Source organism: Leucobacter fengyongliangi (genome assembly GCF_052386045.1).
Genome location: NZ_CM126356.1, coordinates 113,426 through 129,368, shown reverse-complemented (window position 1 = coordinate 129,368; position 15,943 = coordinate 113,426). Strand labels below are relative to the sequence as shown.

The 15,943-nt window shown below is 66.9% G+C and carries 12 protein-coding genes; 6 read left to right on the top strand and 6 right to left on the bottom strand.

All coding sequences use genetic code 11. The features are described from left to right. Positions 1-91 precede the first annotated feature (91 nt). Positions 92-1,468 (top strand): amidase, encoded by a 1,377-nt coding sequence (locus tag ACTNFK_RS00655; RefSeq protein ID WP_435936433.1) that lies wholly within the window; start codon positions 92-94, stop codon positions 1,466-1,468. A 235-nt stretch (positions 1,469-1,703) separates the two neighbouring features. Here ACTNFK_RS00655 and ACTNFK_RS00650 read toward each other — a convergent pair whose 3' ends face one another. Both ACTNFK_RS00650 and ACTNFK_RS00645 read right to left on the bottom strand, forming a co-directional pair. Next, the gene (locus ACTNFK_RS00650) at positions 1,704-2,933 is read right to left on the bottom strand and encodes a glycosyltransferase (protein WP_435936432.1); all 1,230 of its coding nucleotides are present in this window, start codon (positions 2,931-2,933) and stop codon (positions 1,704-1,706) included. A gap of 67 nt (positions 2,934-3,000) precedes the next feature. Beyond that, positions 3,001-3,738 (bottom strand): maleylpyruvate isomerase family mycothiol-dependent enzyme, encoded by a 738-nt coding sequence (locus ACTNFK_RS00645; RefSeq protein ID WP_435936431.1) that lies wholly within the window; start codon positions 3,736-3,738, stop codon positions 3,001-3,003. 192 nt (positions 3,739-3,930) lie between these two features. Here ACTNFK_RS00645 and ACTNFK_RS00640 point away from each other — a divergent pair, with 192 nt between their 5' ends. From ACTNFK_RS00640 to katG, 5 genes are all read left to right on the top strand, one after another. Further along, the gene (locus ACTNFK_RS00640; RefSeq protein ID WP_433645383.1) at positions 3,931-4,140 is read left to right on the top strand and encodes a heavy-metal-associated domain-containing protein; all 210 of its coding nucleotides are present in this window, start codon (positions 3,931-3,933) and stop codon (positions 4,138-4,140) included. Positions 4,141-4,363: 223 nt separating this feature from the next. Next, positions 4,364-6,751 carry a heavy metal translocating P-type ATPase gene (locus ACTNFK_RS00635; protein ID WP_435936526.1) on the top strand — a complete coding sequence of 796 codons (2,388 nt, stop codon included), beginning with the start codon at positions 4,364-4,366 and terminating at the stop codon, positions 6,749-6,751. Between the two features lie 10 nt (positions 6,752-6,761). Further along, positions 6,762-7,799: a cation diffusion facilitator family transporter gene (locus ACTNFK_RS00630; RefSeq protein ID WP_435936430.1), complete on the top strand. Its 1,038-nt coding sequence runs from the start codon at positions 6,762-6,764 to the stop codon at positions 7,797-7,799. Positions 7,800-7,864: 65 nt separating this feature from the next. Then, on the top strand, positions 7,865-8,350 hold the full coding sequence (locus ACTNFK_RS00625) for a Fur family transcriptional regulator (protein ID WP_435936429.1): 486 nt from the start codon (positions 7,865-7,867) through the stop codon (positions 8,348-8,350). Next, positions 8,343-10,598, top strand: coding sequence for a catalase/peroxidase HPI (katG, locus tag ACTNFK_RS00620; protein ID WP_435936428.1), 2,256 nt, complete (start codon positions 8,343-8,345; stop codon positions 10,596-10,598). The genes ACTNFK_RS00625 and katG overlap by 8 nt, the downstream gene beginning before the upstream one ends. A gap of 254 nt (positions 10,599-10,852) precedes the next feature. Here the strand turns inward: katG and ACTNFK_RS00615 are convergent, their stop codons facing one another. The 4 genes from ACTNFK_RS00615 to ACTNFK_RS00600 all read right to left on the bottom strand — a co-directional run bounded on the left by ACTNFK_RS00615 (position 10,853) and on the right by ACTNFK_RS00600 (position 15,860). Beyond that, positions 10,853-12,049: an NAD(P)-dependent malic enzyme gene (locus ACTNFK_RS00615; RefSeq protein ID WP_433645386.1), complete on the bottom strand. Its 1,197-nt coding sequence runs from the start codon at positions 12,047-12,049 to the stop codon at positions 10,853-10,855. Positions 12,050-12,307: 258 nt separating this feature from the next. Further along, the gene (locus ACTNFK_RS00610) at positions 12,308-13,669 is read right to left on the bottom strand and encodes a dihydrolipoamide acetyltransferase family protein (RefSeq protein ID WP_435936427.1); all 1,362 of its coding nucleotides are present in this window, start codon (positions 13,667-13,669) and stop codon (positions 12,308-12,310) included. A 26-nt stretch (positions 13,670-13,695) separates the two neighbouring features. Next, positions 13,696-14,682, bottom strand: a complete 987-nt coding sequence (locus ACTNFK_RS00605) for an alpha-ketoacid dehydrogenase subunit beta (protein WP_435936425.1) — start codon at positions 14,680-14,682, stop codon at positions 13,696-13,698. After that, positions 14,682-15,860, bottom strand: a complete 1,179-nt coding sequence (locus tag ACTNFK_RS00600; protein WP_435936424.1) for a thiamine pyrophosphate-dependent enzyme — start codon at positions 15,858-15,860, stop codon at positions 14,682-14,684. The genes ACTNFK_RS00605 and ACTNFK_RS00600 overlap by 1 nt, the downstream gene beginning before the upstream one ends. Positions 15,861-15,943: the final 83 nt, after the last annotated feature.

Below are 15,943 nucleotides of genomic sequence, written 5' to 3'. Positions count from 1 at the left end.
GCGGGCGGGCTACACCCGCTGAAGGGCTCGACTGAGCCACACAGGCAGGCCGCGAACCGGCGAAGTCGGCTGTTGAGCCTACGCTGGAGTCGTGCCCCTCACCGAACCAACCGCACTCGACCTGCGTGACGCGCTCCGCCGCCGAGAGGTCACCGCCACGGAGCTCGCCGAGGCTGCGCTCGCGCGCATCGCCGAGCGGCCTGATCTTGGTGCGTTCGTCAGCGTAAACGCAGAGCTCGCGCTCGCGGACGCGGCCCGGGCGGATGCGCGGATGCACGCCGCTGCCGACCCCCGCGACCTGCCGCCGCTCACCGGCCTGCCGACCGCCCACAAAGACCTGGTTGACGTGCTCGGCTTCGCGACCACCCACGGTTCGCGCGCCGTACCGCACCGGCTCGCCGACAGCGATGACCCGATCGCGGCGACGGTGCGCGCCGCCGGTGCCATCACTCTGGGCAAGACTCAGGTGCCCGAGTTCGGCATCGCGGCGTATTCGGAAAACTCGGTGGCCGCGCCTGCCGCGAACCCGTTCGACACGTCACTGACGGCGGGTGGATCCAGCGGCGGCACCGCCGCCGCTATCGCCGCTGGGCTCATTCCGGCGGCCATCGGCAGCGATGCGGGCGGATCGATCCGCATCCCAGCCGCGGCTTGCGGCCTCGTTGGGCTGAAACCCGGGCGGGGCGTGGTGCCCACGGATCGTCACCGGGGCGCGACAGACCCCGCGGGGGCGCCGACGATGGGCGTGTCAGGCCCGATCGCGCGAACTGGACGCGACGCGGCCCTGTTCTTCGACGCGATCCTGGGAGGGCACGGCGAGCCGACCCTCGCCGCGGTGGACCGCGCGGAGGAGCTGCGCGGCCTGCGCATCGGAGTGAGTTTCGCCTCGCCCTTCGAAGAATGGATCGAGATCGGCTTCTCGCCCGAGGCGCATGCTGCCGTCGCGGCCGCGGCCACGGCGCTCGAGGCAGCCGGTCACCACGTCGAGGCGGCGGCGATCCACCACGAACCGCAGTACCCGGAGGCCTTCACGACCGTGTGGACCGCGGGTCTCGGGCGCATCGAGTTTGCGCCCGGTGCCGAGGAACTGCTCGGGGATCTCGCACGCATGTTCCTCGAACGCGCGCGCCGCACCTCCCCCGAGGCGCTCGGCGTGGCCGTAGAGGGCCTCCGCTCGTTTGCGGCGAGCGCGACCCGGCAGTGGGCGCGCTACGACGCGGTACTCACTCCGGCACTCGCCACGCTGCCACCAGCGCTGGGGGCGTTTACCGCCCTCGGGCCAGAGGGCGACTACCGACTGCAGTGCCAGTGGGCGCCGCAGACCTCGATGGTGAACGTTGCCGGGGTGCCCGCGGTCACCGCACCGACCCATTGGACCGCCGCCGGGCTCCCCATGGGGGTGCAACTCATCGGTCGCCCCGGAAGTGAGGCGCAGCTGTTGCAACTCGCCGAACAGCTCATGCGCTAAACCCCCGCAATCGGCCAGTAGGTGTCGCCTGCGCTGCCCGATCCGAGGCGACCACTACTGCCCGATCCGAGGCGACCACTACTGCCCGATTGCGGTGAGAGTCTGGCCGAGCGGTGGAATAGCGTTCACTTCTCGAGATTGAAGGGCAGCTTCTGAGCCCCGAGCCTGGCGGGGTCTGGCGGGAGCGACGGCAAAGCCGTCGCGGATGGATCGGCGAGGGATCAGAAGCTGCCCTTCAATCCCGCGCGAGAAGCTCGCGATAAACCGCGACGAGGGCTTCGGTCGAGGCACGCCAGGAGCGAGTGAGTGCGCTCGCGCGTGCGACGCGGCCCAGCCGATCAATGCGATCGTGGTCGCGAAGCAGCGCGTCAATCTCGGCCGCCCAGACACCCGGTTCGTCGCTGTCGACGAGCAGCCCGGTTTCACCATCGAGCACAGCCTCGCGCAACCCGCCGGCTGCCCGCGCGATCACGGGGATCCCCGAGGCGGCGGCCTCAAGCGCCACCAACCCAAACGTTTCAGAATGTGAGGGAATGAGCACCAGGGTCGCGTGTCGCAGCCGCTCGGCAAGCACGCCGCGGTGCAGCGCCCCATCGAAGGAGGTCGTGGCCAGCATGCCCGCGTCCGCCACCGCCTGGTGCAGCAGCCGCACGTAAGCATCGCCGTCGGGCGGCGGCGCCCCAACGATGCGCAACGAGGGCCGCCGCTCGGGCGCGATTGCCGCCACGGCAGCGATGGCCAAGTCGAACCCCTTCAGCGGGTGCAATCTGCCCGCGACGAGCACCTCGGGCAGGCCGCCGTGCGCGATCCACTCGCTGCCCTCTGCGCGCTCGCGATCGGTGCAGGGCCGAAACACCTCGGTATCAACCCCGGGTTCGACCACCCGCACACGACCGGGATCACCGCCGAGTCGCCCGAGCACCGTCGCCCGCTCGGCCCGGCTCACGGTCACCACCAGGTCGGCCTCGCGCGCCAACAGCTGCTCGCCGGCCAACCTGCCGGGCGCCTCCGGTCGTTCCCCGTCGGTCAGCGGGGTCGTCTCGGGCGCCGCGATGCTGTGGTAGCTCTGCACCAATGGCACACCAGTGGATCGCGCGACGGGCAGGGCCGCAAGGCCTGAATACCAGTGTTCGGCGTGGAGGAGGTCGGCCGGGTGATCCACTAGGTGGGCAGCCAACGCCTCGCCGAACGGCGTAATCAGCACCTCGTGCTCCCCCTTCGCGAGCAGTCGCGCGGGCCCCACGTCCAGGTGATGCACCGTGAGTCCGGGAGCAAGAGCGACCTCCGCGGGTAGCTCGGGCGAGCTGCGACGCGTGACGATCTGCACCTGGTGCCCGAGGCGCGCCAGCTCAGCAGTCTGCGCGCGAATCACGACGTTCATGCCACCCGCGTCTTTGGTGCCGGGCTCATCGAGCGGCGAGGTGTGCAGCACCACGAAGGCGATGCGCAGCGAGGCGTTTTCCATCCTTCGACCGTACCGCAGCGCTGACCGGTTGCGGGGTGGGTGGTGGGCTGGTTCGGGGGGCGCGGAGCTAGAGGCTGGTCGGACCGTCGAGAAGCGCCAGAGCGGCCTCACCCTGAATGTCAAGCCTGTCAATGGGGGTGCGCCCCCACAGGGCGAAGTAGAGATCTTGAGCAGTGCCCTCAATCGTCGCGTCTGCCGCGGTGCCTGTGGGGAGCAACTCGGGTATCTCGCCTGGGCCCACAACCCAAGTGGTTCCGATATCTGTTGCAGTGATGCGGATATTCTCGCGCACATGAGGCGGTGACCCGTTCGCCACCAATCGCCGAAAGAAGACCGTCAGCAGCTCATCGATGCCATCGGCCGCGAGCTCAGCAGGTAGCTCGACCTCGGGTTCAGCCCCGGCACACGCCATCGCAAGATCACAGGTGTGCACAATCACTTCGTGCAGCTGTCGGCGCACCCAGAAAGCCGCGGTCTCATCGATCGTGCCGAAATTCGGAACAGGTTCGTCTGGTTCGACCGCTTTCAGCGCGGCAACGAGCGCTGAACTGGCCCCCGAATACCAGTGCGCGAGTCCCCCACGAACGATTGGGCGGGGCTTACGTGCCATCTGACCACTGAGCACTATCGCCGCGGCCCAACGATGAATCGTGCCCAGGTGAATAACGAGGTCGCGCACGTTCCACCCCGGACAGGTCGGAACCTCTTCTTCTCCGCTCGCCTGTGAGAGCAGTCCGGTGAATCTGGCGATCGCAGCCTCAAGCGCGTCGATCGCGTCGATCTCATTCCCAATCCGCGCTTCCATACGCAGGAGCCTACTGGGGGTGTGCGGTCTCGAAGGAGGGAATATGGTTCAACAGTTTGGCGTTTCAGCCGATAGTTCCCCCAGGTGGGTATGTGGATCCTCTCTCATCCGAGAGAGTCTGGATGCATCGAACACGAGATCGCTGCCGCGGGGCACACGACGACGCGCTTGAACAACTGAATGGAGCACTCCATGACCACCACCGAATACACCGTCACCGGGATGACCTGCGGCCACTGCGAGCGGGCGATCCGCGAGGAGGTGGGTCAGATTGAGGGCGTAACGAGCATCGAGGTCGACGCCACGACCGGCCACCTTGCCGTCACGAGCGACGCGCCCGTCGATGATGCCGCGGTGCTCGCCGCGGTTGACGAGGCCGGGTACGCCGCCGAGCGAGCCTGATCCACCCCGCTGCCCTGCAGCCCTGCAGCCCTGCAGCCCTGCACGCAGTGGACAACTTCGCGACCTTGGCGGCAGTCGAAGCTCGCGAAACCGTCCACCCGACCAGTAACGCCCCAGCCCCGCACCACCCGTACCCAGAGATCGAAGGCCCACCGTGGCAACCGCACCCTCACCCGCACCGACCCCGACCCCGGCCCCGAGCGTCGAACTCGAGATCGGCGGAATGACCTGCGCCTCGTGCGCGCTGCGTATTGAAAAGAAGCTGAACAAACTTGACGGCGTCGAGGCCGCGGTGAACTACGCGACCGAGAAAGCGCGCGTTCAGGTGCCCACGGGCTTCGACCCGCAGCTCCTCATCGCCGAGGTCGAGAAGACCGGCTACACCGCCCAGCTGCCCAAGCCGAAGGCGACTGCGCACCGCAATGTGACAGTAGATGTCCCAAACAACGCTGGTAAAGAACATCTACTGTCAACTTACGAGGAGGGTGACCCCCGCACACCCCAAGACCCCCCAGACCCCGAGCTCACCTCCCTCCGGCAGCGGCTCATCGGCTCAATCTGGCTGTCGGTCCCGGTGATCCTGATCTCGATGATCCCGGCGCTGCAGTTCACCTATTGGCAGTGGGCGATGCTCACCCTGACCGCGCCGGTGGTCGTGTGGGCGGCCTGGCCGTTCCATCGGGCCGCGTGGATCAACCTCCGGCACGGTGCCACCACCATGGATACCCTCGTCTCCGTGGGGGTCAGCGCCGCCTTCCTGTGGTCGCTGTTTGCGCTGTTCTTCGGGCACGCGGGCATGCCCGGCATGACGCACGCCTTCGAACTGACCGTGCAGCCGAGCGACGGTGCGGGCAACATCTATCTCGAGGTCGCCGCGGGCGTCACCACGTTCCTGCTCGCCGGGCGCTACTTCGAGAAACGCTCGAAGCGCACCGCGGGTGCCGCCCTCCGGGCGTTGCTCGAACTGGGTGCGAAGGACGTGGAGGTGGTGCGGCCGAGCTCGGCTCCGGCAGAGAGCGTCGCAGGCGCAGCCGGATCCGCCGCCAACGAATCCACCGAAGGCTCAGGCCTCGCATTCCCCGCCACCGGGGTTCGCGTTCCGATTGAGGCGCTCAGTGTGGGCGACTACTTCGTTGCGCGCCCCGGCGAGAAAATCGCCACCGACGGCGTCATCGCCGAGGGTCACTCCGCGATCGACGCCTCGATGCTCACCGGCGAGTCGGTGCCCGTCGAGGCGGCACCCGGCGACGCGGTCGCGGGCGGCACCGTCAGCACCAGCGGCCGCATCGTCGTGCGGGCGACACGCGTGGGCAGCGACACCCAGCTCGCGCAGATGGCGAAGCTCGTCGAGGATGCGCAGTCGGGGAAGGCCGAGGTGCAACGCCTCGCCGACCGCATTTCGGGCGTCTTCGTGCCCATCGTCATCGGCCTCGCGATCGTCACCCTCGTCGTCTGGCTGCTACTCGGCAACCCCGCGGCGAGCGCGTTCACCGCGGCGGTCGCGGTGCTCATCATCGCCTGCCCGTGCGCCCTGGGGCTCGCGACCCCGACCGCGCTTCTCGTTGGCACGGGCCGAGGCGCACAGCTCGGCATCCTCATCAAGGGCCCCGAGGTACTCGAATCGACCAGACGCGTCGACACGATCGTGCTCGACAAGACCGGCACCATCACGAGCGGCAAGATGACCCTCACCGATGTGGTGCCCGCGACGGGTGTGGATCGCGCCGAACTGCTTCGTCTGGTGGGCGCGCTCGAACTCGCCTCCGAGCACCCCATTGCGCAGGCGATCGCGCGTGACGCCGCCAAAGAGTTGCAGATTTCCCCGGTGGATCTGCCCCCCGTTGAATCGTTCCGCAACGTCGCAGGCACGGGAGTCACGGGCGTCATCGAGGGCATCGCGGTGCTCGTCGGCCGCGCGTCGCTCCTCACCGAGTGGGCGATCCCGGCAGACCCCGAGCTTCTGGCGGAAAAGGAGCGCCTCGAGCGGGAGGGCAAGACCGCCGTCATCGCCGCCTGGGACGGGCGGATGCGCGGAGTGGTCGCGGTTGCCGACACCGTGAAGCCCTCGAGTGCTGAGGCGATCCGCCAGTTTCAGGCGTTGGGGCTGGAACCGATGCTGCTCACCGGCGACAATCGCGCGGTCGCTGAGCAGATCGCCAGCGAGGTCGGGATCTCACGGGTCACCGCGGAGGTGATGCCAGCCGACAAGGTTGACGTGATCAAGGCACTCCAGGCCGAGGGCCGCGTGGTTGCGATGGTCGGCGACGGGGTGAACGACGCGGCGGCGCTCGCTCAGGCTGATCTTGGCATGGCGATGGGTACCGGCACCGACGCGGCCATCGAGGCCGCCGACATCACCCTGGTGCGCGGGGATTTGCGGAGCGCGAGCGACGCGATCCGCCTCTCGCGCCGAACCCTCGGCACGATCAAGGGCAATCTGTTTTGGGCGTTTGCTTACAACGTCGCGGCGATTCCGCTTGCTGCCCTGGGCCTGTTGAACCCGATGATCGCCGGGGCCGCGATGGCGTTCTCGAGCGTGTTCGTGGTGGGCAACAGCCTGCTGCTGCGGCGCTTCCGGAGTGCCTCCAGCGAGCCAACGGCGAGTTCCTGAGTTGGCCGATGTGACCGGCAACGAGGACGGGGCAAGAGAGCGCCCCGACGCCTCGAACGCATGCGCGCCCGGCTTTAGCGCTGACCACCCGGATTCACCCGAGCATCCACCCCGGCACCGCGGGCATACGCACGGAGCCGCCCACGCGCTTCCCATTTCCACCGCGAGCGAGTTCCACCGGCGCCGATTTGTGATCGTGCTCGTGGTCACGCTCACGGTGGTGGCGGTGCAGGTCATCGGGTCGCTGCTCTCCGGGTCGCTCTCGCTGCTGGCCGATGCCGCGCACATGCTCACGGACTCCGCGGGGGTGGCGATCGCGCTCGGTGCCAGCTACCTCGCAGCGTTGCCCGCCACGGCCGCCCGCACCTTCGGCTATCTGCGCGTCGAGGTGCTCGCGGCGCTCGTCAACGGCCTAATCCTGTGCGTCGTGTCGGTGGTGGTACTTGTCGAGGCGCTGCGTCGCCTGGGGCAGCCGGTCGAGGTGGATCCCGGCATCATGCTCATTGCCGCGGTCATCGGTGCGGTCGCGAACCTAGTGTCGCTTCTCATCCTGCGGAAGGGGCAGAAGCAGAACCTCAACGTGCGGGGCGCGTATCTCGAGGTGCTCGGCGACCTGCTGGGCTCGGTCGCGGTGATTGTGGCCGCCCTCATTATCTGGGGCACCGGTTGGGTATGGGCGGATCAGGCCGCGTCGATCCTGATCGCCGTTCTGATTCTGCCGCGCGCCTTGAGCCTCCTGCGCGACGTCGTCGAGGTACTGCTCGAGGCCACCCCGCGCGGGGTCGATACCGAACAGATCCGCACCCACCTGTGCGCGATTCCCGGTGTCGTCGAGGTGCACGACCTCCACGCCTGGACGATCACGAGCGGGGTACTCGCCCTGTCGGCGCACGTCACCCTCACCGGCGAGACCTGGGACGATCAGCCGGTGCACGGGGTGCTCGACGAGGCGAAGGCGTGCTTGCGCGAACATTTTGGGGTGGATCACTCGACCCTGCAGCTCGAACCCGAGGGCCACCGGCGCGCCGGCCCGCACCGTCACCGGTAAACAGCGCGCGTCGGCTTCGCGAACTTTTAGATTTGATCCACTCAAAATAGGATAGACTGGGGCTGATGCACCCCCTCGAGACCACCTCCCCCGAGCGCTGGAGCGAACTCCTGCGCGAGGCAGGGCTGCGCGTGACCTCCGGCCGCCTCGCGGCACTCGCGCACATTGAGGCTCACCCCCACTCGAGCGTCGCGCAGATCCACACCGCGCTTGCGCACGATTTGCCCTCAATGTCGACCCAATCCGTGCATAACATCACGCACGACTTGACCACGCACGGCATCCTGCAGCGCATCGACACGCCCGATTCGGGCAGCGCACTGTATGAAACACGCACGGCAGACAATCATCACCACGTGCAGTGCATCGTGTGCCACCGCATCGAAGACGTCGACTGTGTCGTCGGCGAAGCTCCGTGCCTCACGCCGCATGACGCGCACGGTATGCGAGTGCTCGAGGCCTCAGTCACGTTCCGCGGTATCTGCGCTGCGTGCGACGCAGGCCCATTGACTTCACCTACTCACTCCCAACGAAAGGATCAGCATGTCTGATATGGACAAGTGCCCCGTCGATCACAGCGGTGGCGCCCACGCCGCTGGTGGCGCAAACCCGAAGGAACAGCCCTTCCCGAGCGGCAAAGCCAAGGGCACCGGCCCCGGTACCGGCAATAAGGAATGGTGGCCCACCCGCCTGAACCTGAAGATCCTCGCGAAGAACCCCGAGGTGGCGAACCCGCTCGGCGGCGACTTCGACTACAAGGCCGCGTTCGAGGCCCTGGATCTCGCTGAAGTGAAGCGCGACATCGCGAGCGTGCTCACCGATTCGCAGCCCTGGTGGCCAGCCGACTTCGGCAACTACGGCCCCCTCATGATCCGTATGGCGTGGCACAGCGCCGGTACCTACCGCGTGTTCGACGGTCGCGGCGGCGGTGGCACCGGCCAGCAGCGCTTCGCGCCGCTGAACAGCTGGCCCGACAACGTGAACCTCGACAAGGCGCGCCGCCTGCTGTGGCCCGTGAAGAAGAAGTACGGCAAGTCACTGTCGTGGGGTGACCTGATGATCCTCGCGGGCAACGTCGCGCACGAGGAAATGGGCATGCCCACCTTCGGCTTCGCCGGCGGACGCCCCGACGTGTGGGAGCCGGACGATGACGTGTACTGGGGCTCGGAGAAGAGCTGGCTCGGCGACGAGGACCGACTCGACGAGAGTGGCGAGCTTGCGAAGCCGCTCGGCGCGACGATGATGGGCCTCATCTATGTCAATCCCGAGGGCCCGCGGGCAAACCCAGACCCGCTGCTCGCGGCGCACCAGATCCGCGAGACCTTCGCACGCATGGCGATGGACGACGAAGAGACCGTCGCGCTGATCGCCGGTGGCCACACCTTCGGGAAGACGCACGGCGCCGCGCCCGAGGAGGGACACGTCGCAGCAGACCCCGAGGCCTCCCCGATGGAGCAGCAGGGCCTGGGCTGGAAGAACAACTTCGGCTCCGGCAACGGGAATGACACGATCGGCAGCGGCCTCGAGGTCACTTGGACCTACCACCCGACGCGCTGGGACAACGAGTTCTTCCACATCCTCTTCGCGTACGAGTGGGAGCTCACCACGGGCGAGGGTGGACACTTCCACTGGCGCCCACAAGACGGTGGCGGATCCGACATGGTGCCGATGGCGCAGGGCGAGAGCCGTCGCGAGCCGCGCATGCTTACCACCGACCTGTCGCTGCGCGAAGACCCGATTTACCGTGAGATCTCGCTGAAGTTCCGTGACGATCACGAGGCGTTCACCGACGCGTACGCACGCGCCTGGTTCAAGCTCACGCACCGCGACCTGGGCCCGAAGGCCCGCTACCTGGGCCCCGAGGTTCCGGCGGAAGACCTGCTGTGGCAGGATCCGATCCCGGCGCGCGACTATGAGCTCATCGATGCGGCCGATGTCGCGGCGCTTGAGCAGAAGGTCGTTGCCTCGGGTCTCTCGGTTGCCGAGCTGGTCTCCGCCGCCTGGGCATCGGCTGCCTCGTTCCGCGGCAGCGACAAGCGCGGTGGCGCAAACGGCGGCCGGATCCGCCTGGAACCCCAGCGCAGCTGGGAGGTGAACAGGCCCGAGCAGCTCGCCCGCGTCATCGGCGTGCTCGAGGGCATTCAGGCCGAGTTCAACGCGCAGGCCGCGGCGGGCAAGCAGGTCTCGTTCGCAGATCTCGTGATCATCGCGGGCAACGCCGGCGTGAAACAGGCCGCGAAGGCTGCCGGTGTCGCCATCGACGTGCCGTTCACCCCGGGCCGCACCGACGCCTCGCAGGAGCAGACCGATGTCGAGTCGTTCGGCTTCCTCGAGCCCGCCGCAGACGGCTTCCGCAACTACGAGAGTGAGCGCAGCTTGGGCCTGCCAGCCGAGCACTTGCTGGTGGATCGCGCCAACCTCCTCACCCTCTCGGCCCCCGAGATGACGGTGCTCGTGGGCGGTCTGCGCGTGCTGGGTGCGAACTGGGACGGCTCGGAGCACGGCGTGCTCACCGAGAACCCAGGGCAGCTCACGAACGACTTCTTCGTGAACCTGCTCGACCTGAACACCACGTGGAAGCCGCTCGACGGCGAATCGCGGGCGTTCCAGGCCACGAACGACGCCACCGGCGAGCAGACCTGGACCGGCACCCGCGCCGACCTGGTGTTCGGCTCGAACTCCGAGCTGCGCGCCCTCGCAGAGGTCTACGCGAGCGATGACGCCAAGGAGAAGTTCGTGCAGGACTTCGTTGCGGCGTGGGTCAAGGTCGCAAACCTCGACCGCTTCGACCTACAGTAGTCTCCACACGAAGCAGTATGGCCCGTCCCTCCGGGGGCGGGCCATTCCTGTGCCCCCCTCTTTCAGAGAGGGCGTTAGCGGCGCTTTCATCTCTGATGAAGCAGCCCTTTGCGCCCTACAAGAAGGGGGTGTGGGTGAATCGCGATCCACCCAGACTTTCGGTGGGCGCAAGTGGTTGCTTCGACAGCGCCGAAGGCACCACTTGCGCCCTACTTCGCGGGGCACTGAGGTCGTGAAGTGCTGAGGAGTTGGCGCTACGCGCCGGGCTGTACCGCACCCATCACGGCGCGGGCGACGGCCTCGGCCACACCGGGCGCGAAGGGATTTGGCACGATCTCGTCGAACGCCGGGTTCGGAACCTGATCGGCGATCGCCTGCGCCGCCGCCAGCTTCATTTCGGTGGTGATGCGACGCGCGCCCGCGTCGAGCGACCCGCGGAAGATACCGGGAAATGCGAGCACGTTGTTGATCTGGTTCGGGAAGTCGCTGCGGCCCGTGGCGACGACCGCGGCGTGCTTCTGCGCCACGTCAGGCGCGATCTCAGGGTTCGGGTTCGAGAGTGCAAACACGATCGAGCCCTCCGCCATCGAGGCGATATGCGCCTCCGGCACCTGCGACGAAGAAACCCCGATGAACACGTCGGCACCGGCCAACGCGGCCTCGGTACCACCGGAGACACCGCGGGGGTTCGAGCGCTGCGCCATGTCGAGCTTCATGTGCTCGATGTCGTCGCGCTCGGTGTGCAGCGTGCCCTTCGAGTCGATCACGATCAGGTCGGTGACCCCGACCGCGAGCAGAATCTCGGCGACCGCGATGCCAGCGGATCCCGCGCCCGAAATAACGATGCGGAGATCGCGCAGCTGCTTGTCCACGACCTTCACCGCGTTGGTGAGCGCGGCCAGCACCACGACGGCGGTGCCGTGCTGGTCATCGTGCATGACGGGCATGTCGAGGGCCTCGATGAGGCGACGCTCAACCTCAAAGCAGCGTGGGGCAGAGATATCTTCAAGATTGACTGCCCCGAAGCTCGGCGAGATCCGCACGATGGTCTCTACAATCTCATCAACATCGGTCGTATTGATCACGATCGGAATGGAGTTGAGCCCAGCAAAACGCTTAAACAGAGCGCTCTTCCCCTCCATGACGGGCAGCGACGCGCTTGCCCCAATGTTGCCGAGCCCGAGCACCGCGGTACCGTCTGAGACGACGGCAACCAGGCGCGAGGCCCAGGTGTGCGACTCGGCCAGAGCCGGATCTTCGGCGATGGCCGCGCTCACCTGCGCGACACCGGGCGTATACGCGATCGAGAGGTCGCGGCGATCCTCGAGCGGCTGCGTCAGTTCGACGCTGAGCTTGCCGCCGAGGTGCGCGGTGAAGATCTCTTCTCGGGTGATGGTCTGGGCCTGCGACAGGCCGTTGGTCGCAGTGGCGTGGGAAGTCGCTGATGACACGGAGATTCTCCTTTAGGGCAACACGAAGACAGCGCTACTCAGAGAGCGCCGTCAATACTGGCAAGGACGTCGCTTGGCCTGTGGCCGTACATGTTCAGTGGCTTGTGGCCGTTCATGGGGAGCGGGATCAGTCCGCGTCACCGCGTCCTCTAGGTACGACGATACAGCCCATTTTCACCCGTAAAGCGAAAATACCGAGAAAATTTCAAATATATTTCGACTTTGCGGCAAACTGGCCTCGAAGAACCCCGATATTACTCAGTCGAGCAGCAGCGCGGGCTCCTCCAGCACCGAGGCGACGTCGGCGACGAATCGTGAAATCACATCACCGTCGACGACTCGGTGGTCGAAGGATCCACCCACCGTCGTCACCATGCGCGGGCGCACCTCACCATCGACCACCCACGGCTTCTGGCGGATCGTGCCCATCGCCATGATCGCCACCTCGCCGGGGTTCAGAATCGGCGTGCCGAAGTCCATGCCGAACACCCCGATGTTCGTGATCGTGATGGTGCCATTCTGCATGTCGGCGGGCTTCGTGCGGCCGTCGCGCGCGGTGATCGTGAGCTGCTCGATCGCCTGCGCGAGCTCAAGCAGGCTCATGTCTTGCGCCTCTTTGATGTTCGGCACAATCAGCCCGCGCGGCGTCGTCGCTGCGATGCCGAGGTTCACGAAATGGTGGTGGATGATCTCGGTCTCAGTGAATGTCGAGTTGATTTCGGGATTACGGCGGATCGCCCACAGCATCGCCTTCGCAAAGATCAACAGTGGTGACACCTTGGTGCCCGCAAAGTCGGTCGACGTCTTGAGACGCTTCACGAACTCCATCGTGCGCGTTGCGTCGACATCGGTGAACACGCCCACGTGGGGCGCGTCGAAGGCGCTCGCGACCATCGCCTCCGCCGTGAGCTTGCGCATCCCCTTCAGCGGGATCCGCTCCTCGCGCGCCGCGGGCGCGTCGGGAGTCACGATGTTGCGGAACAGGGTGGCCTCCGTGGCGTTGCGCACCACGTCATCGCGCAGGATCTCTCCCGCGATACCCGAACCGGTGAGCCGGGTGAGATCCACCCCGAGGTCTTTCGCAAGCTTGCGGATCGGCGGCTTCGCGATCACGGGTGCGGCCTCGGCGACCGGCAGCGGGGCGAGCTTCGTCGGGGAACCGTTGAGAAGCGGCTCGCCTCCGCGGCGCCTCCGGCTCTTCACCGCGCCGGCGGCACCATACCCGACCAGCACGGCACCTCCAGCGCTTTCGTCAGCGCCGTTTCCTTCTCGCTCCACGCTCGCGGCGGCATCGGCGACCACATCATGCGTCTCGGCTTCAGCCTCGGCGTCCGCGGCGAGATCAGCCGAATCATCGGGTTCATCGGCATTGGCATCACCCGTGGCGCGGATCCGCATAATCGGCTCCCCCACCGGCACGGTCTGCCCAATCTCGGCGAGCAACTCCGTCACGACGCCGCTAAAAGGCGATGGCAGCTCGACCAGCGACTTCGCGGTCTCGATCTCGCACACCACCTGGTTAAGCTCGACGGTATCGCCGGGGGCAACCATCCAGGTCACGATCTCTGCCTCGGTCAGGCCCTCGCCCACATCGGGAAGTGGGAACGACTGCTCGGTCATCGGGGCTCCTTCGGCTCGGTCACGATCTAGTAGTTCATGGTGCGGTCGACGGCCTCAAGCACGCGATCCGCGTCGGGGAGGAACAGGCCCTCGAGCTTCGCCGGCGGGAACGGCACGTCGTATCCGCTCACCCTGAGCACGGGCGCCTGCATCGTGTAGAACGCGTGCTCCCCCACGTAGGCGGCGATCTCGCTGCCGAGGCTCGCATTCGCCGAAGCCTCCTGCGCCACCACGAGTCGCCCCGTCTTGCGCACCGAGGCGAGCAGCGGTTCGTAGTCGATCGGGGAGAGGCTGCGCAGATCCACAACCTCAAGGCTCGTGCCCTCCCCCTGCGCGACCTCGGCGGCCTGCAAGAGGGTCGTCACCATCGCACCAAAGCCAACTACTGTGCAGTCGGTGCCCGGGCGGGCAATGCGCGTGCGGTGCAGGTCTGCGGCTGGGGCTGCGGGATCCACCTCGCCCTTCTGCCAGTACTTTGCCTTGGGCTCGAAGAAGAGCACCGGGTCATTCGACTGGATGGCCTGCTGAATCATCCAGTACGCGTCGTGCGCGTTCGACGGCGAGACCACGCGCAAGCCCGGGGTGTGCGCGAAGTACGCCTCAGGGCTTTCCTGATGGTGCTCGATCGCGCCGATGTGGCCGCCGTAGGGCACGCGGATCACGATCGGCATCGAAATTTTGCCATCATGGCGACTCGTGATCTTCGCGAGCTGCGAGACAATCTGGTTGAACGCGGGAAAAATGAAACCCTCGAACTGGATCTCGATCACCGGGCGGTATCCGCGCATGGCAAGGCCGATCGCGCTGCCGACGATGCCCGATTCGGCGAGCGGGGTGTCGAGCACGCGGGCGGATCCGAATTCCCGGTGCAACCCGTCGGTCACGCGAAACACGCCGCCCAGGGGCCCGATGTCTTCACCCATCAGCAGTACGTGCTCGTCGGCGGCCATTGCGGCGCGCAGCCCTTCGTTGATCGCGCGGGCGATCGGCAGGGTTTCTCGTTCAGTCAGCATTACTTCGCACCCTCGCTAAACGACGCCTCGTAGTGTTCGAGCCAGGCACGCTGCTCGTCGATGCGTGGGTGCGGCTCGCTATAGACGTGGGCAAACATGGTGTGGGGCTCGGGCGCGGGGAGGTGCAGAATCTCCTCACGCATGCGCTTCGCCTCGACCTCAGACTCCGCGCGCACCTGCGTGAAGAACTCCTCCTCGACGCCAAGTGCGCGCAGGTAGTTCTCAAAGCGGTGGATCGGGTCGCGCTTCTGCCATGCCACAAGCTCGGCATCTTCCCGATACCGAGTGGGGTCGTCGCTCGTGGTGTGGGCACCGATGCGGTACGTGAGGGCCTCGATGTAGCCCGGCCCGCCGCCCGAACGTGCCTCGCGCAGGAAGCGATTGCCCACCGCGAAGGCCGCGAGCGGATCGTTGCCGTCGATCTGTACGCTGCGCAGGCCGAAGCCCAGTGCGCGCCGGTAAAGCGGGGTGCGGCTCTGCCGCGCGACCGGTACCGAAATCGCCCACTGGTTGTTCTGCACCACGAAGACCTCGGGGGTTTGGTAGCTGGCGGCGAAGATCATCGATTCGTTCGCGTCACCCTGGCTGGAGGTGCCGTCACCGTAGAAGACCATCGTGGCCTCGCCGGTCGCGGTGCCGGGCTCGCCGGGGTCGAGGGTCGTGTCGCCCGCGCGTCGCTTCGCGTCGAGCAGCTGACCGAGGGCCATGCCGGTCGCATGCTGGGTCTGTGCCCCGAGCACCAGGGTATAGAGGTGGAAGTTGCCGTTCTTCGGGTCGGTGACGTCCCACCCGCCGTGAGTGAGGCCACGGAACTGTGCCGCGACGTTCGTCAGGCTGACCCCGCGAACCCGAGCCACCAGGTGCTCGCGGTACGCCGGAAAGATGTGATCCTGCGGTTCGGTCGCGTGCACGAGGCCGACCTGACAACCTTCCTGCCCGACGCTCGGCACCCAGAGCGCGAGTTGCCCCTGGCGCTGCAGGTGCGTGCACTCAGTGTCGAACGCGCGGGTCGCGACCATGTCGCGATACCACTGCCGAAACTCGGCCTCGCCGACCTGGTCAAGTTCGTCGGCGTACGCGACAGCGGACGGGGACGGGGCGTAGCGCCCGTCGTCGTCAAGGAAGCGGATCGGCTCGGGATCCACCATGTCGAACGAGAGGGGAGGTGTCTGACTCATCTCGACCTAGTGTACTAACCGAGCTTTTCGCGGGGCGGATATGTGCGGGATCGGCAAGTTTTTGGCCGTTGCCGTGCGGCCGG